General features: G+C 64.3%; 17 protein-coding genes. 9 read left to right on the forward strand and 8 right to left on the reverse strand.

All coding sequences use genetic code 11. The features are described from left to right. Positions 1-219: 219 nt before the first annotated feature. Both MKK04_RS25635 and MKK04_RS25640 read left to right on the forward strand, forming a co-directional pair. Entirely contained in the window at positions 220-2,007 is a 1,788-nt protein-coding gene (locus tag MKK04_RS25635) for a monovalent cation:proton antiporter-2 (CPA2) family protein (RefSeq protein ID WP_233694026.1), read from the forward strand. 514 nt (positions 2,008-2,521) lie between these two features. Then, entirely contained in the window at positions 2,522-2,815 is a 294-nt protein-coding gene (locus MKK04_RS25640) for a hypothetical protein (protein ID WP_015272306.1), read from the forward strand. Between the two features lie 351 nt (positions 2,816-3,166). Here the strand turns inward: MKK04_RS25640 and ycaC (MKK04_RS25645) are convergent, their stop codons facing one another. After that, positions 3,167-3,796: an isochorismate family cysteine hydrolase YcaC gene (gene ycaC, locus MKK04_RS25645; protein ID WP_013974760.1), complete on the reverse strand. Its 630-nt coding sequence runs from the start codon at positions 3,794-3,796 to the stop codon at positions 3,167-3,169. A 280-nt stretch (positions 3,797-4,076) separates the two neighbouring features. Here ycaC (MKK04_RS25645) and MKK04_RS25650 point away from each other — a divergent pair, with 280 nt between their 5' ends. The 3 genes from MKK04_RS25650 (at position 4,077) to MKK04_RS25660 (ending at position 8,068) form a co-directional block, all read left to right on the forward strand. Beyond that, a complete protein-coding gene (locus MKK04_RS25650) occupies positions 4,077-4,988 on the forward strand; it encodes a LysR substrate-binding domain-containing protein (protein ID WP_046613664.1) in 912 nt (303 codons plus the stop codon). 217 nt (positions 4,989-5,205) lie between these two features. Continuing rightward, positions 5,206-6,468 carry an OprD family porin gene (locus MKK04_RS25655; protein ID WP_241106089.1) on the forward strand — a complete coding sequence of 421 codons (1,263 nt, stop codon included), beginning with the start codon at positions 5,206-5,208 and terminating at the stop codon, positions 6,466-6,468. Position 6,469: 1 nt separating this feature from the next. Further along, positions 6,470-8,068 carry an MFS transporter gene (locus MKK04_RS25660; RefSeq protein WP_241106090.1) on the forward strand — a complete coding sequence of 533 codons (1,599 nt, stop codon included), beginning with the start codon at positions 6,470-6,472 and terminating at the stop codon, positions 8,066-8,068. Positions 8,069-8,232: 164 nt separating this feature from the next. On the opposite strand, the gene MKK04_RS25665 is transcribed toward MKK04_RS25660, so the two are convergent. The 4 genes from MKK04_RS25665 to ycaC (MKK04_RS25680) all read right to left on the reverse strand — a co-directional run bounded on the left by MKK04_RS25665 (position 8,233) and on the right by ycaC (MKK04_RS25680) (position 12,611). Further along, positions 8,233-10,206, reverse strand: coding sequence for an amidohydrolase (locus MKK04_RS25665; protein ID WP_241106091.1), 1,974 nt, complete (start codon positions 10,204-10,206; stop codon positions 8,233-8,235). Between the two features lie 236 nt (positions 10,207-10,442). Then, positions 10,443-11,261: an alpha/beta fold hydrolase gene (locus MKK04_RS25670; RefSeq protein ID WP_063912206.1), complete on the reverse strand. Its 819-nt coding sequence runs from the start codon at positions 11,259-11,261 to the stop codon at positions 10,443-10,445. Between the two features lie 39 nt (positions 11,262-11,300). Further along, complete coding sequence (locus tag MKK04_RS25675) at positions 11,301-11,867, reverse strand: antibiotic biosynthesis monooxygenase (RefSeq protein WP_082888279.1); 567 nt, start codon at positions 11,865-11,867, stop codon at positions 11,301-11,303. A 114-nt stretch (positions 11,868-11,981) separates the two neighbouring features. Further along, entirely contained in the window at positions 11,982-12,611 is a 630-nt protein-coding gene (gene ycaC / locus MKK04_RS25680; RefSeq protein WP_085691498.1) for an isochorismate family cysteine hydrolase YcaC, read from the reverse strand. Positions 12,612-12,931: 320 nt separating this feature from the next. Here ycaC (MKK04_RS25680) and MKK04_RS25685 point away from each other — a divergent pair, with 320 nt between their 5' ends. Further along, positions 12,932-14,359, forward strand: a complete 1,428-nt coding sequence (locus tag MKK04_RS25685; RefSeq protein WP_241106092.1) for a mechanosensitive ion channel family protein — start codon at positions 12,932-12,934, stop codon at positions 14,357-14,359. Positions 14,360-14,467: 108 nt separating this feature from the next. Here MKK04_RS25685 and amaA read toward each other — a convergent pair whose 3' ends face one another. Beyond that, a complete protein-coding gene (gene amaA / locus MKK04_RS25690; RefSeq protein WP_207837551.1) occupies positions 14,468-15,754 on the reverse strand; it encodes an L-pipecolate oxidase in 1,287 nt (428 codons plus the stop codon). 167 nt (positions 15,755-15,921) lie between these two features. Further along, complete coding sequence (gene amaB / locus MKK04_RS25695; RefSeq protein ID WP_003253547.1) at positions 15,922-17,412, reverse strand: L-piperidine-6-carboxylate dehydrogenase; 1,491 nt, start codon at positions 17,410-17,412, stop codon at positions 15,922-15,924. Between the two features lie 136 nt (positions 17,413-17,548). Here amaB and MKK04_RS25700 point away from each other — a divergent pair, with 136 nt between their 5' ends. Both MKK04_RS25700 and hglS read left to right on the forward strand, forming a co-directional pair. Further along, complete coding sequence (locus tag MKK04_RS25700; RefSeq protein WP_063912211.1) at positions 17,549-18,439, forward strand: LysR family transcriptional regulator; 891 nt, start codon at positions 17,549-17,551, stop codon at positions 18,437-18,439. 184 nt (positions 18,440-18,623) lie between these two features. Beyond that, entirely contained in the window at positions 18,624-20,018 is a 1,395-nt protein-coding gene (gene hglS / locus MKK04_RS25705) for a 2-oxoadipate dioxygenase/decarboxylase HglS (protein ID WP_207837552.1), read from the forward strand. Positions 20,019-20,112: 94 nt separating this feature from the next. Here the strand turns inward: hglS and MKK04_RS25710 are convergent, their stop codons facing one another. Continuing rightward, complete coding sequence (locus tag MKK04_RS25710) at positions 20,113-21,039, reverse strand: LysR substrate-binding domain-containing protein (protein WP_063912213.1); 927 nt, start codon at positions 21,037-21,039, stop codon at positions 20,113-20,115. A gap of 156 nt (positions 21,040-21,195) precedes the next feature. Between MKK04_RS25710 and MKK04_RS25715 the strand changes: the two genes are divergently transcribed. Continuing rightward, positions 21,196-22,584: a NorM family multidrug efflux MATE transporter gene (locus tag MKK04_RS25715; RefSeq protein ID WP_241106093.1), complete on the forward strand. Its 1,389-nt coding sequence runs from the start codon at positions 21,196-21,198 to the stop codon at positions 22,582-22,584. Positions 22,585-22,605: the final 21 nt, after the last annotated feature.

Consider the following 22,605-nt stretch of genomic DNA (forward strand, 5'->3'; position numbering starts at 1 on the left):
CCTCTTCGCGGGTGAACCCGCTCCCACAGGTGTTGGGCAGGCTTGAAGACACCGCTGTACCTGTGGGAGCGGGTTCACCCGCGAAGAGCCAGCACGACTGTCACCTGATTCAGGACAATGTGTCTTCCTCGCAGCAGATTGTCTGGCACCCCCACATTCACCAGAATTGTCCGCCAAACTGATCTGACGCTGCCCCGGCAGCTCATGGAGTACGAGCCCATGCCACACGAAGGCAGCCTTCTGCAAACCGCGGTGATCTTCCTGCTTGCCGCTGTCCTCGCCGTCCCCCTGGCCAAGCGCCTGCAACTGGGGGCCGTGCTCGGCTACCTGCTTGCCGGTGTGATCATCGGCCCGCAGGCGCTGGGCCTGATCCGCGACACCGAAAGCGTGGCGCACATTTCCGAGCTGGGCGTGGTCCTGCTGCTGTTCATCATTGGCCTGGAGCTGTCGCCCAAGCGGCTGTGGCTGATGCGCAAGTCCGTGTTCGGCGTCGGCACCGCCCAGGTGCTGCTGACCGGTGCGCTGATCGGCGCCATCGCCCTGTTCGGCTTCAGCCAGACACTACCGGCGGCCATCGTGCTCGGTCTGGGCCTGGCGCTGTCGTCCACTGCCCTTGGCCTGCAGAGCTTGGCCGAGAGCAAGCAGCTGAACGCCCCGCATGGCCGCCTGGCGTTCGCCATCCTGCTGTTCCAGGACATCGCCGCCATCCCGCTGATCGCCCTGGTGCCGCTGCTGGCCGCCAGTGGCCCGGACACCAGCCACGGCGACAGCCTGGAGCATGGCCTGAAGGTGTTCGCCAGCATCGCCGTGGTCATCGTCGGTGGCCGCTACCTGCTGCGCCCGGTGTTCCGCACCGTGGCCCGCACCGGCTTGCCGGAAGTGTCCACCGCCACCGCCCTGCTGGTGGTGATTGGCACCGCCTGGTTGATGGAAGAAGCCGGTATATCCATGGCCCTGGGTGCGTTCCTCGCCGGCCTGCTGCTGGCCGACTCGGAATACCGCCACGAGCTGGAATCGCAGATCGAACCGTTCAAGGGCCTGCTGCTGGGGCTGTTCTTCATCAGCGTCGGCATGGGCGCCAACCTGCGCCTGCTGCTGGAAATGCCTTTGGTGCTGCTGGGCCTGACCCTGCTGCTGGTGGCCGTGAAGCTGGTACTGCTGATCGGCGTCGGGCGCCTGGCCGGTGGCTTGAACAGTGCCAGCGCACTGCGCCTGGGCATGGTGCTGGCTGCCGGTGGCGAATTCGCCTTCGTGGTGTTCAAGCTGGGCAAGGACCAGGGCCTGTTCGACACCCAGACCTACGACCTGCTGCTGATGACCATCACCCTGTCGATGGCCATTACCCCGCTGCTGATGATTGGCTGCGCCCACGCCCTCAAGCGCCCGCAACCGGTGCGTGAAGTGCCGGAGCATTACAAGCAGATCCAGACTGACACGCCTCGGGTGGTGATCGTCGGCATGGGCCGCATGGGCCAGATCGTCGCACGCATCCTGCGGGCACAGAAGATTCCGTTCATTGCCCTGGAAACCTCGGTGGACACCATCGAGATGACCCGTATGTTCGAACAGGTCCCCGTGTTCTACGGCGACCCGCTGCGCCCGGAAGTGCTGCATGCGGCCAAGGTGGGCGAGGCGGAATACTTCATCATTACCATCGATGACCCGGAAGCTGCCATTCACACCGCGGAACGGGTGAAACGCCTGTACCCACACCTGAAAGTGCTGGCCCGCGCACGTAACCGCCAGCATGTGCACAAGTTGGCGGATGTCGGCGCCGAGCCGATTCGCGAGACGTTCTACTCCAGCCTGGAGATGACCCGCCGGGCATTGGTGGGGTTGGGGTTGAGCGACGCGCAGGCGGCGGACCGGATTGCACGGTTTACCCAGCATGACGAAGAGGTGCTGGTGGCCCAGGGGCAGGTGCGTGATGACCGGGCCAAGGTGATGCAGACGGCCAAGGAGGCCCGGGCGGAGTTGGAGCGGTTGTTTGATTCGGATGCGGATTGAGGGTTGGCGCATCGATTCAGGAAGAGGGCTCAGGCCCTCTTTTGTATTTTTGGCTTGAGATTGTCTGGGTCCGCTGCGCGGCCCTTCGCGGGCACGCCCGCTCCCACACGTACTGCACCGCTTGCCAGGCTTGCGCTCTTCCTGTGGGAGCGGGCGTGCCCGCGAAGGGCCGCGCAGCGGACCCAGTGCACAAAAATATCAGCAGCATCCTACTTCGTTGCGAGCCATTTCCTACTCAGCCACACCATCTGACGAATTATCCTACGCACCTTGTCGAAGCCCGTCTGATTGTCCGGGGAAAGCCTGCTCTCTAGGCTTGCCGGGTCGCTGTCGGTTCAGCGATCGGGTGTGGAAACCCGGCAGGTAAATCGGAATAGCTGTTGTCATGGCAGCTGCGCGCGGGAGGCCGAATGGCCTGCCGGGGTTCCGATAGCCTGGCTTTCCACCCCGCGTGCAGCCGCCACCCTTCGCGTGGAAACGGATGGTGCCGGCCAACCTCTATCGGAGTTTGGCTATGAAAAAAATTGTCCCCAATCCACCTCTTCCCGACACCAAAGAGCGCGCTTTCAGCCGCTGCGATGCCGGCCATCCACCTTTGTTCACAGTAAACCCGGGCGTCTCTGCCCACGACGCCCTGGTGCATGTCGCCCAGTACCTGCGCGGCGCCTACGACTGTGGCTACAAAGCCCTGGAACACCTGGATGAAACCGGCAAGAGCCTGTTCTGGAGCAACCTGAATGCGCTCGAAATGGCAGAAGGATTGGTTGAGGCATTGCTGGATGGGATTGAGTCGCAGCCCATGAATTGATGTTGTCTTTGCTGGCCTCTTCGCGGGTGAACCCGCTCCCACAGGGGGTGTGTTGAAGGGAATGTCAGTACCAGTCACGGAAAAGGGCCACTGTTTCCAGTGGCCCCATCTGATGCTTGATATTCATATACACACCCTCAAGCCGGGGTGTGGAGGTCTCACCCTACACTGATGATTCAGCCATCGGTGGGGTTCCTGATCCAGTTACTGCCGCTGAATGACAACTGGCTTCGCACTCGGGTGAAACGCTAACAACGCCCTCCATACAGGTCAACGGCTGGAACAAAGTGCAACAAAAAGGCCGGTTTCCTGCAGAGGAAGCCGGCCTTTTTGCATTCAACTAACGGGCTGTTACTTACCCGCAGTCAGCGCGTTGTAGCTGGTAATCAGATTGCGATAATCCGGAATGTGGTTGGAGCACAGCGCCGCCAGCCCTTCGATGTCGTTGCGCCAGTCGCGGTGCAACTCACAGGCCACGCCGAACCAGGTCATCATTTGCGCGCCAGCGCGGCTCATGCGGTCATGGGCAGCATCGCGGGTCATTTCGTTGAAGGTGCCGGAAGCATCGGTCACCACGAACACTTCGAACTCTTCTTCCAGGGCCGACAGTGCCGGGAACGCTACACAGACCTCAGTCACTACACCGGCAATGATCAGCTGCTTCTTGCCAGTGGCCTTCACCGCCTTGACGAAGTCTTCGTTGTCCCAGGCGTTGATCTGGCCTGGGCGGGCGATGTACGGGGCGTCCGGGAACAGGGCCTTCAGCTCTGGTACCAGCGGGCCGTTGGGGCCTTGTTCGAAGCTGGTGGTGAGGATGGTCGGCAGGTTGAAGAACTTGGCCAGGTCGGCCAGGGCCAGCACGTTGTTCTTGAACTTGTCCGGCTCGATGTCACGGACCAGGGACAGCAGGCCAGCCTGGTGGTCGACCAGCAGGACAGCGGCATCGTCTTTGTTCAGGCGGTTGTAGGTGAATTTGCTCATGGTCTGTGCTCCTGAGGGTTATGAATTTTTCAGCATTCGGGGGTGTTTCGCGTTGATGGGCACAGATTAAAATCATCACCTTTGTGGCGGTAGATAACAGAATTTGGCTTTAGCGTTCTGATTTATGAACGATAGATTTGCAGGGGCTGTGCCGGCCTCTTCGCGGCTAAAGCCGCTCCCACAGGGATGGCGCCGGGCTTGAGCCCTGTGCAGTACCTGTGGGAGCGGCTTTAGCCGCGAAAGGGCCGGCACAGGCAACCAAGTACCTGGAGACCGATCATTGGAAGACCTCAACTCCCTCTACTACTTCACCCAGGTAGTCGAGCACGGTGGCTTCGCCCCGGCTGGCCGGGCGCTGGACATGCCCAAATCGAAGCTCAGCCGGCGCATCGCCGACCTCGAAGACCGCCTGGGCGTGCGTCTGCTGCATCGCACCAGTCGTCACTGCTCGCTCACCGAGATCGGCCAGGCCTACTACAACCGCTGCCTGGCCATGCGCGTGGAAGCCGAGGGTGCGGCAGAGATCATCGAGCGCAACCGCAGCGAGCCGCGCGGCCTGGTGCGTATCAGTTGTCCGACTACCCTGCTCAATTCCTGGGTCGGGCCGATGCTGACCCGCTACATGCTCAAGTACCCGCAGGTGGAGCTGTTCATCGAGAGCACCAACCGCCGCGTCGACCTGCTGCACGAGGGTTTCGACATCGCCCTGCGGGTGCGCTTTCCGCCGCTGGAGAACACCGACATGGTGATGAAGGTACTGAGCAACAGTACCCAGTGCCTGGTCGGCCAGCCGCAGTATCTGGAGCAACTGCCCAAGGGGTTTGACCCACAGCTGCTCGGCACGCTGCCCAGCGTGCATTGGGGCAGTGCCCAGCGCGAATACCAGTGGGAGCTGTTCCAGGGTGAGGACAGCAGCCGCAGCATCGTCATCCCGCATACACCGCGCATGGTGACGGACGACCTGTTTGCCCTGCGCCATTTCGTGGTGGCGGGGGTGGGTATTGCGCACCTGCCGCGGGTGGCGGTGCGTGAGGACCTGGCGGCGGGACGGCTGGTGGAGTTGTTGCCGGACTGGCACCCGCGTTGCGGCATCGTGCACGCAATCTTCCCGTCGCGGCGGGGCTTGCTGCCGTCGGTGCGGGCGCTGATCGATCATCTGGCCGAGGAGTTTGCGATCAGCGACATGGCTTGAGCCGGTTGCCGCCTGTGCCGGCCTCTTCGCGGGTAAACCCGCTCCCACAGGGTCACCACTAGCTCCAAGGCCACTAGCTCCAAGGCTTGTGCAGTACCTGTGGGAGCGGGTTTACCCGCGAAGAGGCCGGAACAGGCAAACCAGCCAGAGCACACACATACAAGCCCCCTTGCCTATCCTTCATCCACAATCCCGGATCATCCCCCCTGGAGCCCCCATGATCCGCGCCACCCACGGACCAGGCCGCGCCCTGCTCGCCACCCTCGCCCTGTACCCGGCGCTCAGCCAGGCTGACGAACCCGGCTGGTCACTGCTCAGCCGCAATTATTTCCTGCACAGCGACTTCCGCTCACCGTCCGGTAGCGGCCAGAACTACCGCCAGGAATGGGCCCAGGGTTTCATTGGCGAGATCCGCTCCGGCTTCACCGAGGGCACGCTCGGTGCCGGTATCGATGCCCACGGTTTTCTCGGCCTCAAGCTCGACGGCGGCCGCGGCCATGCCGGCACTGGTCTGCTGCCGCGCGACAGCGATGGCCGCTCCGAGTCCGACTACTCAAGCGCCGGCGCCGCACTCAAGCTGCGCCTGGGCAACACCCAACTACGCTACGGCGAAATGACCGTGGAAACCCCGGTGTTCGACACCAGCGACAAACGCCTGCACCCGGAGTACGCCACCGGCTGGTTCCTGGACAACACCGACCTGCCCGACTGGCGCCTGCAGGCCGGGCGCTTCACTGCCTTCAACAACCAGGACAACAGCTCCAGCCATGATGATTTCAGCGGCTACGGCGCCACCACCGACAAGCGTGCCATCAGCCTGGCCGGTGCCGCGTTCGCTCCCGACGGGCCATTCGGTGGCGCGCTGTACGCTGGCCAGCTGGAGGATACCTGGCGCCAGGCCTACCTCAACCTGAACCTGGCCGAGGGCAACTGGCGCCTGGACGGCAACCTGTACAAGACGCGCGACACCGGCAATGCCAGTGCCGGGGCAATCGATACCCTCGCCTACAGCCTGCTGGCCAGGTACAGCTTCGGCGCCCAGGCGCTGAGCCTGGCCTACCAGAAGGTCGAGGGCGACACCCCGTTCGACTTCGTCGGCGGCGACTCCATCTACCTGGCCAACTCGATCAAGTACGCCGACTTCAACGGCCCCGGCGAGCGCTCGTGGCAACTGCGCTACGACCTCAACTTCGCCACCCTCGGCGCCCCCGGCCTGAGCCTGATGGGCCGCTACGTCAGCGGCCGTGGCATCGACGGCAGCCATGCCCCGGCGGGCGGCGCCTATGTGGGCCAGTACGGCGACGGCGGCAAGCACTGGGAGCGCGACATCGACCTGAAATACGTGGTGCAGTCGGGCGCAGCCAAGGACCTGAGCCTGGCGTTTTCCCACGTCAGCCACCGCGCCAACCAGGCCCAGGCCGGCGATGATATCGACCGGATCTACCTGATCATCGAATACCCCCTCAAAGGCAGCTTCTGACATGAGCACGTCCCCTTCAGGCGCCTGGAGCCCATTGCGCAACACCACCTTCCGCATGCTGTGGATTGCCACCATCGCCTCCAACATCGGCACCTGGATGCACGAGGTGGGCGCCGGCTGGCTGATGACCACGCTGTCGGCCAGCCCGTTGCATGTGGCCCTGATCCAGGTAGCCGGCTCGCTACCGATGTTCTTCCTTGCCCTGCCGGCCGGTGCGGCTGCGGATATCGTCGACAAGCGCCGCTACCTGTTGCTGGTACAACTGTGGATGTCCGCGGTGGCCGTGGTGCTGGCGGCCCTGACCCTGCTCGGGCTGATGAACGTCACCCTGCTGCTGGTGCTGACCCTGGCGCTGGGCATCGGCACGGCACTGATGATGCCGGCCTGGAGCGCGCTGACGCCGGAACTGGTGGGCAAGGACGACCTGGCCAATGCGGTGGCGCTATCCAGTGTCGGTATCAACGTGTCGCGCGCCATTGGCCCGGCCCTGGCGGGCGTGGTGGTGAGCATGGTTGGCCCATGGCTGACCTTCGCTCTGAATGCCATCTCGTTCGCCGGGGTGATCCTGGTGCTGTTCCTGTGGAAGCGCGAGGTGAAGGAGCCGCTGCTGCCAGCCGAGCGTTTCGTCGGCGCCATGCGCACCGGGCTGCGTTTCGCGCGTAGTGCCAAACCCTTGCAGGCGGTGATGTTGCGCGCCTTGGCGTTCTTTTTCTGCGCCAGCGCCGGCACCTCGCTGCTGCCGTTGATCGTGCGTGGCGAGATGCACGGCACCGCCGCCGATTTCGGCGTGCTGCTGGCGGCCATCGGCATCGGTGCGGTGGCCGGCGCCACCTTGCTGCCACGCCTGCGCGAACGCATCAGCCGCGACCGCCTGGTGCTGCTTGCCAGCCTGCTGTATGCCCTGTTCCTGCTGGCCCTGGCGCTGGTGCGCAACTTCTACGTGCTACTGCCGGCAATGCTGCTCAGCGGCGCGGCGTGGATTGCCGTGCTGTCCAACCTGCAGGTGGCGGCGCAGACCTCGGTGCCGGCCTGGGTGCGGGCGCGGGCGTTGTCGGTGTACATCCTGATCTTCTTTGGTGCCATGGCCTGCGGCGGGTTGCTGTGGGGCACGCTGGCCAGCCATGCAACGATCACCTCGAGCCTGCTGCTGGCTGCAGGTGGCCTGGCGCTGGGCACGCTGCTGACCTGCAAGGTGACGCTGCCGGAAACCGCAGCCGAGGAGCTGACGCCGTCACTGCATTGGCCGGTGCCGCTGCTGAGCGACGACATGGACAAGGAAAGCGGGCCGGTGATGGTCACCGTGGAGTACCACGTTGACCCGGCCAAGGCCGAGGCGTTCCAGCAGGCAGCGCGAGAGCTGGAGGCGATGCGCAAGCGCAATGGCGCGTTGTCGTGGGGGTTGATGCGCGACAGTGCGGACCCGGCGGTGTGGCTGGAGTTTTTCTTCGAGGAGTCGTGGCTGGAGCATTTGCGGCATCACCACCGGGTAACCCGGGGTGAACTGAAGATCGAGGCGCGGGTGCGGATGCAGCAGACCGATGGGGTTGAGGTGAAGATCCGGCATCTGCTGGCGGGTGGGGAGTACAAGGCTCACCATTGATGTTGGTTTTTCCGGCCTCTTCGCGGGCTCGCCCGCTCCCACAGGGATCGCACAGAGCCTGAGGGCTGCGGTGTACCTGTGGGAGCGGGCGAGCCCGCGAAGAGGCCAGCACAGAAGGAACAAAAAAGGGGGCCAATAACTGGCCCCCTTTTCATCAGCTCAGCTTAGAACGCGAAGCACGAGCAACCCAGCGCACCCCAGAAGCCCTGGTAGTCATTCACCGGCACGCTCGAATGCCGTGCCTTTTCATGGCTGTGCGCATGCACCCCGCATGGCCCGCTGCACTGGTGCACGGCGGCTGCCAGCGACGGCGTGCCCACGCGCCAGTGGCCCGGCACCTTGGTCACCGGCGACCACTCCGGCAGCACCGGCACCTGGGGCGGGCCGAGCTTGTCGAATTCCGCCGCGCCATACACTACCTTGCCATCGACCACGGTAAGTACCGACTCGATACCTTTGATCGCCTCTTCATCGACACTGAAGAAGTCCAGCGACAGCGCCGCCAGGTCGGCCAGCTGGCCCACCTTGATCTGGCCCTTCTTGCCCTGCTCGCTGGAGAACCAGGCGCTGCCCTGGGTGAACAGTTGCAGCGCAGTGTCACGGCTGAGACCTTCCGGGTACAGCTCCATGCCACCGACGGTCTTGCCGCTGACCAACCAGTACAGCGAGGTCCACGGGTTGTAGCTGGACACGCGGGTGGCGTCGGTACCGGCGCCGACCGGCACGCCCATCTCCAGCATGCGCTTGATCGGCGGGGTCTGCTCGGCCGCCTTGGCGCCGTAGCGGTCGACGAAGTACTCACCCTGGAAGGCCATGCGGTCCTGGATGGCGATACCGCCGCCAAGCGCACGCACGCGCTCGATGTTCTGCGGGGTGATGGTTTCGGCGTGGTCGAAGAACCACGGCAGGCCATTGAACGGGATGTCGCGGTTGACCTTCTCGAACACGTCGAGCATGCGCGTGATCGATTCGTTGTAGGTGGCGTGCAGGCGGAACGGCCAGCGCTGCTCGACCAGATGACGCACCACCGGCTCCAGCTCTTGCTCCATGGTCTGCGGCAGGTCCGGACGCGGTTCGAGGAAGTCCTCGAAGTCGGCGGCAGAGAACACCAGCATTTCGCCGGCGCCGTTGTGGCGCAGGAAGTCGGTACCACTGTGCAGCTTCACGCTGGAGGTCCACTTGCGGAAGTCGTCCAGCTCTTCCTTGGGCTTCTGGGTGAACAGGTTGTAGGCAATGCGCACGGTCAGCTGGTTGTTGTCGGCCAGCTCCTGGATCACCTGATAGTCGTCCGGGAAGTTCTGGTAGCCGCCGCCGGCATCGATGGCACTGGTCAGGCCCAGGCGGTTGAGCTCGCGCATGAACTGGCGGGTGGAGTTGACCTGGTATTCCAGCGGCAGTTTCGGCCCTTTGGCCAGGGTGGCGTAGAGGATCATCGCGTTGGGGCGGGCGATGAGCATGCCGGTCGGGTTGCCGAACTTGTCGCGCTGGATCTCGCCGCCCGGCGGGTTGGGAGTGTCCTTGGTGTAGCCGACAGCCTTGAGTGCGGCGCGGTTGAGCAATGCACGGTCATACAGGTGCAGCAGGAATACCGGGGTGTCCGGCGCGGCCTGGTTGATTTCTTCCAGGGTCGGCATGCGTTTTTCGGCGAACTGGAACTCGTTCCAGCCACCGACCACGCGCACCCACTGCGGGGTGGGCGTACGTGCAGCCTGGTCCTTGAGCATGCGCAGGGCATCGGCCACCGAAGGCACGCCCTCCCAGCGCAGTTCCAGGTTGTAGTTCAGGCCACCCCGGATCAGGTGCAGGTGCGAGTCGTTCAGGCCAGGGATGACCGTGCGCTGCTTGAGGTCGATGATCTGCGTGGTGGCGCCCTTGTGGGCCATGGCCTCGGCGTCGTTGCCCACGGCGATGAAACGGCCATCCTTGATGGCGACGGCGGTCGCGGTGGGCTTTTCACGATCAACGGTGTGCAGTTTGCCGTTGAACAGGATCAGATCGGCGGTCATGGAACCTCCTTGGGTGGATGCGTAAGCGGAACCGGTAAAAGGCAATGCGGACCAGAGCGCGCCGGCGGCACCGAGCACGGTGCTGGTGGCGAGGAACTGGCGACGGGTCTTGTCGTTGCGGTCCTGGGACATGGGGTTCTCCGTCTCTGGGTGCGGCGGCGGCAGGCGCAACTGCAGAGCATGCCGGTTGGTGTAGGGGCAAGGCTTGGATGGATGTGCGGTGGGTGGTTGAAGGTTAGCCCCGTTCGGCATTTGTGCTGCCTGTGCTGGCCTCTTCGCGGGTAAACCCGCTCCTACAGGTACTGCGCAGCGTTCTGAGTGTGCGCGGTCCCTGTGGGAGCGGGTTTACCCGCGAATGCCTCCCACCATTACTTCTGGAGGAATGCCAGCAAGTCCTCATTCAGCTGCTGTGCATGAGTCACCGCAAACCCGTGCGGCGCCCCCGCATACACCTTCAGCTCAGCCCCGCGAATCAGCTCCGCCGCCCGCTTGCCGGTGCTCTCCAACGGCACGATCTGGTCGTCATCACCGTGGATCACCAGAGTCGGCACATCGACCTTGGCCATATCCGGACGGAAGTCGGTTTCGGAGAAGGCGGTCACGCAATCCAAAGTGCCCTTGATCGACGCCATCAGCGCGATGTTCAGGGTCTGGGTCTGCACCCCTTGGGACACCTGCTGCCCATGGTTGATGCCATAGAACGGCGCCGCAAAATCGGCGATGAACTGCGCGCGGTCGGCACGCAGGCCGGCGCGGATACCCTCGAACACCGACAGGTCGACACCTTCAGGGTTGTCGTCACGCTTGCCGAACACCGGCGTTACCGCGCCCAGCAGCACCAGCCCGGCCACCCGCTCGCTGCCGTGGCGGGCGATGTAGCGGCTGACGTCACCGCCACCCATCGAGAAGCCCACCAAGGTCACGTCGCGCAGGTCGAGGTGTTCGATCAGCTGGGCGATGTCATCGGCGAAGGTGTCGTAGTCGTAGCCGCTCCACGGCTGGCTCGAACGGCCGAAACCACGGCGGTCGAAAGCAATGGCGCGGTAGCCGCGGCTGGCCAGGTATTCCATCTGCGAATCCCACATGTCGGCATCCAGTGGCCAGCCGTGGCTGAACAGCACAGGCTTGCCGCTGCCCCAGTCCTTGAAGTAGATCGAAGTGCCATCGCGGGTAACGAACGTGCTCATGTCGGTATCTCCTTGAAAATGTCGAGGTAAAGGCCTGGCTCAGCCGCGCAGCCAGTTGGCGCAGCGGCGGGTTACCCAAGGCATGATGTAGAACACCACGGGCAGGATGACGAACAGGTTGACGATCAGGTTGCTGGTGATCGCGCCCCCCAACTGCGGGAAGCGTGCAAACAGCGGCGCCAGCAGGTGTGGAATGATCATGGTCATCGGGCAGATCACCAGATAGGTCAGCAGCGCCTGCTTCCAGCGCGGCGGTTGCGCTGCGTTGGTGCTCGGCGGGGTGAACCAGAATTCCGGGTCGTCGTGCACCTGGGTGTGGTCACCACCCTCGAGCAGCGGCAGTACTTCGCTTACCAGTGTCTGGCGCTCGGCCGAGTTGACCCAGGCCTGCAGCAGGCTGGCATCGGCGAAGCGCACCACGGTGGTGAAATGCAGCCCGCCGTCGTCAGGGCGGATGACGTTGACGTCCAGGTGCCCCGGCTGGCGGCGCGCGGTGCTGACCGTGCGCTTGAGCCATGCTTCGTAGGCCGCCAGCGACGCGGCGCGAACCTTGTGCTGGATGACCAGGGTCACCACGTTGCGGTTGTCTTGGGGTGCGGTGTTCATCGGCGTTCCTTGGGATGAGCTTGCCCGCATCCACTGTGCAACGGCGGACGGGCGCAGGATTGGACAGGTGTGCTGCCTTGGCGGGCACCGGTTTGCGGTGCCCGCGCATCAGGCTTACTTGTTGGCGTTGAAAGCGTTGTAGCTGGTGATCAGGTTGCGGTAGTCCGGGATGTGGTTGGAGCACAGCGCGGCCAGCCCTTCGATGTCGTTGCGCCAGTCGCGGTGCAGCTCACAGGCCACGCCGAACCAGGTCATCAGTTGTGCGCCGGCCTGGCTCATGCGGTCGTGGGCGGCGTCGCGGGTCATCGCGTTGAAGGTGCCGGAGGCATCAGTGACCACGAACACTTCGAACTCTTCCTCCAGGGCCGACAGCGCCGGGAAGGCTACGCACACTTCAGTCACCACGCCGGCGATGATCAGTTGCTTCTTGCCGGTGGCCTTCACCGCCTTGACGAAGTCTTCGTTGTCCCAGGCGTTGATCTGGCCTGGGCGGGCGATGTACGGGGCGTCCGGGAACAGGGCTTTCAGCTCTGGTACCAGCGGGCCGTTGGGGCCTTGCTCGAAGCTGGTGGTGAGGATGGTCGGCAGGTTGAAGAACTTGGCCAGGTCGGCCAGGGCCAGCACGTTGTTCTTGAACGCGTCCGGCTCGATGTCACGGACCAGGGACAGCAGGCCAGCCTGGTGGTCGACCAGCAGGACAGCGGCGTCGTCTTTGTTCAGGCGGTTGTATTTGAAGTTGGTCATGGTCGTTGCTCCCAAGGGTTTTGATTTTTTCAGTAAGTGGGGTGTTTCGCGTTGATGGGAGAAGATTAAAACCATGACCTTTTTGGCGGTAGATAGCAGTTTTTGGCTCTAGCGTTCTGTTTTATGAACGATGGTTTTGTGTGGGCTGTACCGGCCCTTTCGCGGCTAAAGCCGCTCCCACAGGGATTGCGCTGGATTTGAATCGTGCGCAGTACCTGTGGGAGCGGCTTTAGCCGCGAAGAGGCCGGCACAGGCCCCATTGCCTGCCCGGCCAACCTGCTCTATTACTACCCACAGCCCTCCCCTTACCCGAGACCACCATGCTGGCGTTCATCCAGTCATACCCGTTGCTGCTCGGCACTGCCCTGATCCTGCTCGATCTTGTGCTCTGGCAACTGATACCTCTACAGCAGCGGGCCTGGCGCATAGGCGCGCGGCTGGTGCTGTTCCTGCTGTTCAGCTCGTTGCTGGTGGCCGCCGGCATGAGCCCGCTGCAACCGCCACCCTGGCCCGATGATGTCTCGCGCAACCTGATTGCCACGGTACTGGCGATAGGCTGGTGGCTGTTCGGTGCGCGCACGGTGACGGTGGTGTTCGGCCTGTTGCTGGGTGCCCGTGGCAGCCACGGCGGGCGTTTGCTGCAGGATGTGCTGGGCGCGCTGATCTTCCTGGCTGCCGTGGTCGCTGCCGCAGGCTATGTATTGCAGTTGCCGGTGAAGGGCCTGCTGGCCACGTCAGGGGTAATGGCCATCGTCATCGGCCTGGCGCTGCAGAGCACACTGGCCGACGTATTCAGTGGCATCATCCTGAACACCACGCGGCCGTATCAGATTGGCGACTCGATCTCCATCGACGGCACCGACGGCAAGGTGCTGGAAATCGACTGGCGCGCCACCCGCCTGCTCACCAGCACCGGCAGCCTGGCGGTAATCCCCAACTCGGTGGCGGCCAAGGCCCGGCTGCTCAACCACAGCCGCCCGGCCGATGTGCACGGGGTGTCGATCAGCGTGGTGGTGCCGGCCAAGGTGCGGCCCAAGCGGGTGTTCGATGCGCTGGAAAAGGCCTTGCAAGGCGTGAGTGCCATTCTTGCAACACCAAAACCAAAGGTGACGGTGAAAGCCTCGACGCTGGAGTCCGTGGAGTACGAAGCCAGCGGTTACGTGGCCGATGCGGGCGCCAAAGGCGACGCGCGCAACCAGTTGTTCGACCTGGCCCACCGCCACCTGGAGGCCAGCGGGGTGATGTGGAACGCCGACCTGGCCATGCCTCCCCGCAGCCGCCAGCGCGAGGTGCTGGACGAGGTGCGGGTGTTCCGCTCGCTGAGCAGTGAAGAGCGCGATGCGCTGAGCCAGCGCATGACGACCGTGGAATACCTGGCGGACCAGGTGATTCTGGGCGTGGGCGAGCATTCCGATCATTTGCTGGTGATTGGCAGCGGGGTGGTTTCGGCGTCGATCCGCGATGGCGACAAACTGGTCGAGGCCGGGCGCATGGGCCCAGGCGAGGTGCTGGGGATCGAGGGGATCGTCGACGAGGAGGACTCGCTGGCCGAGTTCCGCACGCTGACCGGTTGCGTGCTGTATCGGATCGACAAGGAACAGGTGAAGAGCTGCCTGGTGCAACGCGGCGATGTGCAGACGGCATTGAGCAAGTTGCAGCGGTTCCGGCGTCAGAACCGGGAGTCGTTGTTGCTGCAAAAACCGGTTTCGATCAAGAAAGGCGGCTTCCTCAGCTGGTTGCACAAGTAAGCCTGTGCTGGCCCCTTCGCGGGTAAACCCGCTCCCACAGAGACCGCGCACACTCAGAACGCTGCGCAGTACCTGTAGGAGCGGGTTTACCCGCGAAGAGGCCAGTACTTACAACACAACTCTCAAACATTGCCCCGCGTGGTACAGCGAGAACCCGGACTCATAGAACGCCGTCCGCAGCGAGGGCGCACTCACGCCCTTCATCGGCGAAAACGGAATCGGCAGGCTGCTCGCCTCCCCCTTCAGCAAGAACTCGGCAAACGCCCGGCCAATCACGGTCCCGGTGGTATTACCCCGCCCGTTGTACCCGGTCACCGCCACCAGCCCCGGCGCCGGCTCGAACAGCCGCATCAGGTGGTCGGGGGTGAAGTCGATGCAGCCGGTCCAGTGCATTTCCCACTCGACCTTGCCCAACTCGGGGTAGTAGTGGCTCTGGATCCGGTCGGCCCAGCTGCGCACGAACCACGCCGGCTTGTTGTCGACCCGGCCCAGGCTGCCGAGCAGCAGGCGGCCCTGGTCGTCGCGACGGATGCTGCTGAGCACGGTGCGGGTGTCCCACGAGCCTTGGCCATGGGGCAGCACCTTGTCGGCTGCAGCGCCCTGCAACGGCTTGGACGCCACCTGGTAGTAATAGCCACGGAAGAACTGCTTCTGCAGGTTGCTCCAGTCGCCTTCGGTGTAGGCGCCGGTGGAAATCACCACCTTCTCGGCGCGCACCGAACCGCGTGCGGTCTTCACCCGCCAGGCATCGCCGTCACGCTCCAGGCCTTCGACCGAAGACTGCTGGAACAGCTTGCCGCCCAGGCGCGCCACCGCTGCGGCCAGGCCTTGGGTGTAGCCCATGGGGTTGATGGTGCCGGCGCGGCGGTCGAGCAGCGCGGCGGAGATCTTGTCGGTGCCGCAGTATTCCTGGCACTGGGCGCCGGTCAACAGCTCCACGTCGGCACCACGGCGACGCCATTGTTCGTGGCGAGCCTCGAGGTCGGCGATACCGGTGGCGTTGTGCGCCATGTGCAGCGTGCCTTTGTGCTGGGCCTGGCAATCGATGCCAAGGCGTTCGATCATGGCGAACACTTCAGCCGGCGCTTCACCGAGGACCTTGTTCAGGCGGCTGCCCTGCTGCTGGCCGAGAGTGGCCTCGACATCGTCGGGGCGGATCCAGGTGCCGGCGTTGACCAGGCCGACGTTGCGCCCGGAGCCACCGTGCCCGATCTTCCAGGCCTCCAGCAGGATCACCGACTTGCCCTGTTCGAGCAGGTGGATGGCCGCCGACAGGCCGGTAATGCCGCCACCGATCACGCAGACATCGGCCTTGTGCTCACCGGCCAGGGCCTGGGCGGCGACGGTCGGTTTGCTGACGAATTCCCACAAGCATTCTTGACGCAGTTCGGACATGGCCCGGCTCCAGCAATTTGTTCTTGTTTGGGGCCGTTGTGCGACCCATTCGCGGGTAAACCCGCTCCCACAGGTGCATCACAGGTTTCGAAAACTGTGTTGTACCTGTGGGAGCGGGTTTACCCGCGAACCGGGGGCCAGGCCCCCGGCCATGCAGCATCAGCCGATCAGTCGAACACGATACCCTGCGCCAGCGGCAGCTCGCGCGAGTAGTTCACGGTGTTGGTCTGGCGACGCATGTAGCCTTTCCAGGCATCCGAACCGGACTCACGGCCACCGCCAGTCTCCTTCTCGCCACCGAACGCACCGCCGATCTCGGCGCCGCTGGTACCGATGTTGACGTTGGCGATGCCGCAGTCGCTGCCCGAGGCGCTCTGGAAGCGTTCGGCTTCACGGATGTCGGTGGTGAAGATGCACGACGACAGGCCTTGTGGCACTTCGTTGTTCAGGCGCAGGGCCTCTTCGAAGTCGTCGTAGGCCAGCACGTACAGGATCGGGGCGAAGGTTTCGTGGCGCACCACGTCGCTCTGCGCCGGCATTTCGGCAATGGCAGGCGACACGTAGTAGGCGTTCGGGTACTGGTCGGCCAGCTGACGCTCGCCACCAAACACCTGGCCACCTTCGTCGCGGGCCTTGGCCAGCGCGCCCTGCATGGCGTCGAACGACTGCTTGTCGATCAGTGGGCCCACCAGGTTGTCCTTGCGTGGGTCGCCGATGCGCACCTTGCCGTAGGCGGCTTTGACGCGGGCAACCACTTCGTCCTTGATCGAGCGGTGCACGATCAGGCGGCGCAGGGTGGTGCAACGCTGGCCGGCGGTGCCGACTGCAGAGAACAGGATGCCGCGCACGGCCAGGTCGAGGTCGGCGCTCGGGGCCAGGATCATGGCGTTGTTGCCGCCCAGCTCGAGGATGCTGCGACCGAAGCGGGCAGCCACACGTGGGCCGACTTCGCGCCCCATGCGGGTGCTACCGGTGGCGCTGACCAGTGGCACGCGCGGGTCGTCGACCATCGCTTCGCCAGCTTCACGGCCGCCAATCACCAGTTGTGCCAGGCCAGCCGGGGCATCGCCGAAGGCTTTCAGGGCTTTTTCGAACAGCGCCTGGCAGGCCAGGGCGGTCAGCGGGGTCTTCTCGGACGGCTTCCACACCACGGAGTTACCGGCGACCAGGGCCAGGGCGGTGTTCCAGGCCCAGACGGCGACCGGGAAGTTGAAGGCGCTGATCACGCCGACCACGCCCAGCGGGTGCCAGGTTTCACGCATGTGGTGGCCAGGGCGCTCGGAAGCGATGGTCAGGCCGTACAGCTGGCGCGACAGGCCAACGGCGAAGTCGCAGATGTCGATCATTTCCTGCACTTCGCCCAGGCCTTCCTGGGTGATCTTGCCGGCTTCGATCGATACCAGCTCGCCGAGGTCGGCCTTGTGCTCACGCAGCACTTCGCCGAACAGGCGCACCAGCTCGCCACGGCGCGGGGCCGGCACGCTGCGCCAGGCTTCGAAGGCGCTCTGGGCCTGATCGATGCGGGCGATGGTCTCGGCCTTGCCGAGCAGTTTCACCGAGGCGATCTGGCTGCCGTCGATCGGCGTGTGAACAGGGTAGTCGCCCTGGGTGTAAGCCTCGGCGGCAACGCCAAGGCGCTCGAGCAATCCAGCAACCATTTGTGCTTCTCCTACATCGGGTGATGGGGTGGAAAAATGATGTGGATCAGTATTAATCCGATCACATAGGTACAACAAACGACCTTTATTCCGCATATCATTCCGTCAGGTAATGATTTGAGCCGCAGAGACCGCTATGTCCAAACGCCTGGTGCCCTCCATGACCGCCCTGCAGTGCTTTGAAGCTGCAGCCCGCCATTTGAGCTTTACCCGAGCCGCCGAAGAGCTGCACCTGACCCAGAGTGCGGTCAGCAAGCAGGTGGCGCAGCTTGAAGACATGTTGCGCCACCACCTGTTCCTGCGTATCCGCCGCCGCCTGCAGCTGACGCCGGCGGGCAGCCTGTACCTGGCCGAGGTCAACAAGATCCTCACCCAGGTCGACATGTCCAGCCGCTACGTGCTCACCTACGGCGAGCAGACCGAGATACTGAAGGTAGCCACTCAACCGAGTTTTGGCGTGCGCTGGTTGATCCCGCACCTCAAGGGCTTTGGCAAGCGCCACGGCAACATCCACCTGGACATCCGCAACGAGATGGAGCCGTTCGCCCTGCTGCAGGGCTCGGCGGACGTGGTGTTCTTCTATGGCCAGGGCACCTGGCCGGGGGCCACCTGCGTGGAACTGTTCCGTGAAGAGGTGGTGCCGGTATGTGCACCGGAGCTGCTGGCCGGGCGTGAACTGAACGATGCCGGGGAGCTGGCCGAACTGGTGCTGCTACAGAGCACCTCGCGGCCCGAGGCCTGGCACGAGTGGTTCCTGGAATTGGGCTTGCAGAGCGTCAGCGCCTACCACGGGCCGCGCTTCGATACGTTCTATATGGCCTTGAGCGCGGCGCAGGCCGGGTGCGGGGTGGCGTTGGTGCCGCGCTACCTGGCGGCGAAGGAGTTGGCCGAGGGGAGTCTGGTGGTACCTTGGAACCATGCGATGCGCAGTGCCGGGGCGCATTATCTGGCGTATGCCGAGCATGCGGCGGAGGTGCCCAAGGTAAGGGCATTGGTGGAGTGGATTCGCGAGCAGCTTCAGGCTTGATGGCCTCTTCGCGGGTGAACCCGCTCCCACAGGTATCGCGCAAGGCCTGAGCCCTGTGAGGTACCCGCGAAAGGGCCCTTGAGGTCGATCAAAAAAGGAATGACACACTCACTTTTTTTCGCTTGTGAGCCAAGTGCATTCCCAGCTTTCATGTAAGCGTCCGAACCCAACCAGGAAGCTAGCGATGCCCGCCAACGATTTCGTCAGCCCCGACAGCATCCGCGCGCAGTTCTCTGCCGCCATGTCGCTCATGTACAAACAGGAAGTGCCCCTGTACGGCACGCTGCTGGAGCTGGTGAGCGAAATCAACCAGCAAGTCATGGCCCAGCAACCCGAGGTTGCCGAGGCCCTGCGCTGGACCGGCGAAATCGAGCGGCTGGACCAGGAGCGCCATGGTGCCATCCGCGTCGGCACCGCCGCAGAGCTGGCCACCATCGCCCGGCTGTTCGCGGTCATGGGCATGCAGCCGGTCGGCTACTACGACCTCAGCTCCGCCGGCGTGCCGGTGCATTCCACCGCCTTCCGCGCGGTGCACGAGCAGTCGCTGCACGTCAGCCCGTTCCGCGTATTCACCTCGCTGCTGCGCCTGGAGCTGATCGACAACCCGCAGCTGCGCCAGCTGGCCGAAAGCATCCTGGCCAAGCGCCAGATCTTCACCGCCCGCGCCCTCGAACTGATCGCCCAGTGCGAGCGCGATGGCGGCCTGAACGCCGTCGATGCCGAGGCGTTCGTGCAGGAAGCGCTGCACACCTTCCGCTGGCACCATGACGCCACCGTCACTGCCGAGCAGTACCAGCAGTTGCACGACCAGCACCGCCTGATCGCCGATGTGGTGGCCTTCAAGGGCCCGCACATCAACCACCTGACCCCGCGCACCCTGGACATCGATGCAATCCAGCTCGGCATGCCGGCCAAAGGCATCCCGCCGAAGGCCGTGGTCGAAGGTCCGCCCACCCGCCGTCACCCGATCCTGCTGCGCCAGACCAGCTTCAAGGCCCTGCAGGAAAAGGTTGCGTTCAGCGACCAGCAGGGCAGCGAAGGCAGCCATACCGCGCGCTTCGGCGAAATCGAGCAACGCGGCGCGGCACTGACGCCGAAAGGTCGCCAGCTGTACGACAAGCTGCTCGACGCCACCCGCGCCGCCCTGGGTGGCGCCCCGGCCGAGGCCAATGCCGAACGCTACATGGCGTTGTTGAAGGACACCTTTGCCGAATTCCCGGATGACCTGGCGCAGATGCGTGAACAGGGCCTGGCCTACTTCCGCTACTTCGCCACCGAAAAAGGCCTGGCCGCGCGCGACCAGGATGACCGCCCGACCACACTGGAGGGGCTGATCGAGGCTGGCCATGTGCACTTCGAGGCGCTGGTGTACGAGGACTTCCTGCCGGTGAGCGCGGCGGGGATCTTCCAGTCCAACCTGGGTGACGATGCGCAGGCAGAGTACGGCAGCAACGCCAACCGCGACGCGTTCGAAGAGGCGCTGGGGCTGCAGGTACAGGATGAGCTGGCGTTGTATGCACAGAGTGAGCGCCGGTCGCTGCAGGCGTGTGCACAGGCTCTGAATCTGGGCTCGATGTAAGGCATTGCGGCCTCTTCGCGGGTAAACCCGCTCCCACAGGCCTACGCTTGACCTGTGGGAGCGGGTTTACCCGCGAAGAGGCCGGTACAAGCGATCAGAGGGGCGGCAGAATCTGCACATCCGGCAAATCCATCGCCGCCACCTCCTCTTCCAGAAACGCGCTCAAACGCCGCAACCGCTCGCCCCCTGGCCGAGTGCGCGGCCACACCAGGTAATAATCCATCCCGCTGGGCACCGCCGTCGGCCACGGCAGGCTCAAGCGCCCCTGTGCCACATCCTCGGCCACCATCAGCAAATCGCCCATGGAAATGCCATAGCCACGCGCCGCGGCAATCATGCCCAGCTCCAGGGTGTCGAACACCTGCCCGCCCTTGAGCGAAACCTTGTCACTCAGCCCCATGCGCTCCAGCCACTCCCGCCAGTCGCGCTTGTCCACCGTGGGGTGCAGCAACTCGATGCAGGCCAGCCGGCGCTCGTCCCAGGGTTCCTCGTCGAGCAGGTCTGGCGCACCCACGGGGATCAGCAACTCCGGGAACAACTTGCGCACTTCCCAGTCCGGCGGGAACACGCCGTCGCTGAGCAATACCGCGCAATCGAACGGTTCCTGGTTGAAGTCCACATGGTCGACATCCATCCAGGCGCTGGTCAGCTGCACTTCATTGCCAGGCTGCAAATGGCGAAAGCGGCTCAGACGCGCCAGCAACCAGCGCATGGTCAGGGTCGAGGGGGCCTTCATGCGCAGGATGTCATCTTCACCGCGCAAGGTATCGCAAGCCCGCTCCAGCGCGGCAAAGCCTTCGCGCACACCGGGCAGCAGCACCCGCGCCGCTTCGGTCAGTTGCAGGCTGCGGCCGCTGCGCACGAACAGGCGGCAGGCAAAGTGCTCCTCCAGCGTGCGGATATGCCGGCTGACCGCGCTCTGGGTGATCGACAGCTCTTCGCCGGCACGGGTGAAGGAGCTTAGCCGCGCGGCGGCTTCGAATGCGCGCAGGGCATACAGCGGGGGGAGCTGACGGGACATGAGGTACCTGCCATAAGGGGCTGTGGAGCGAATCACCGGAAAGCATATATGCATGAGTCAGACTCATGCCAATGATCGCTTTTATCCTTTTGTGCAAAGTTGACCAAAGCCTCAGAATCGCCCTTCGTTGATCACCCCAGGAAAAGGACTGCCCCCATGCATGTCGCGCCCACCACAGAACTCAAGGCTTTGCTGCGCCTGGCCGGGCCGCTGATCGCCTCGCAGTTGGCGCATATGCTGATGGTGCTGACCGATACCTTGATGATGGCCCGCATCAGCCCGCAAGCCCTGGCTGGCGGCGGCCTGGGCGCGGCGAGCTACTCGTTCGTGTCGATCTTCTGCCTGGGCGTGATCGCGGCGGTCGGCACCCTGGTGGCGATTCGCAAGGGCGCCAACGACATCGACGGTGCCACCCGCCTGGCACAGGGCGGCCTGTGGCTGGCCTGGGGCCTGGCGCTGTTCGCTGCGCTGGTGCTGTGGAACCTGGAGCCGGTATTGCTGCTGTTCGGGCAAAAGCCCGAGAACGTTGCTTCGGCCGCCGAATTCCTCACCCTGCTGCCACTGGCCCTGCCCGGCTACCTGACCTTCATGGCCTTGCGCGGTTTCACCAGCGCGCTGGGCCGCTCGACCCCGGTGATGGTCATCAGCCTGGTCGGCACGGTGCTTAACTACCTGTTCAACGTAGCGTTGATCGAAGGCATGTTCGGCCTGCCCAAGCTGGGCCTGATGGGCATCGGCCTGGTCACCGCGGTGGTGTCGATGGGCATGGCCATTGCCCTGGCGCTGTATATCCGCTGGCACCCGGCCTATGCCGCCTACCCGCTGTGCAAGGGCCTGTCGCGCCCGTCGTTGCCGGCCCTGCGCGAGCTGTGGCGGCTGGGCCTGCCGATTGGCGGCACCTACATGGTGGAAGTCGGCCTGTTCGCCTTCGCTGCGCTGTGCATGGGCGTGCTGGGCAGTACCGAGCTGGCGGCGCACCAGATCGCCCTGCAGATCGTCTCCACGGCGTTCATGGTGCCGACCGGGTTGTCGTATGCGGTGACCATGCGCGTGGGGCTGTACTACGGCGCCGGCAACCTGCTGGCAGCGCGCAGCGCCGGGCGGGTGGGCATCGGCTTCGGGGCGATGATCATGTTTGCCTTCGCCGCGCTGTTCTGGCTGCTGCCCGATACGCTGGTGGGGCTGTTCATCGACCGTGACGACCCGGCATTTGCGGCGATCTTCCAGCTGGCGGTGCAGTTGCTGATGGTGGCGGCGTGGTTCGAGCTGTTCGATGGCATGCAGACGATTGCGATGGGCTCGATCCGTGGGCTGAAGGATGCCAGGACCACCTTCCTGATCGGGCTGGTGTGCTACTGGCTGGTGGGGGCGCCGAGTGCCTGGCTGTTCACCTTCAACCTGGGCGGTGGTGCGGTCGGAGTGTGGTGGGGGCTGGCGTTGGGGTTGGCGTGTGCGGCGGTGGCGCTGACCTTTGGCTTTGAGTGGCGCATGAAGCGGCTTTTGGGTAAGGCCGGGATGGGTGGCGCGGCTACGGCTTCGGCCTGACTTGCGGGCCTCTTCGCGGGT

The sequence above is a fragment of the Pseudomonas sp. LS.1a genome, from assembly GCF_022533585.1.
Lineage (GTDB): Bacteria > Pseudomonadota > Gammaproteobacteria > Pseudomonadales > Pseudomonadaceae > Aquipseudomonas.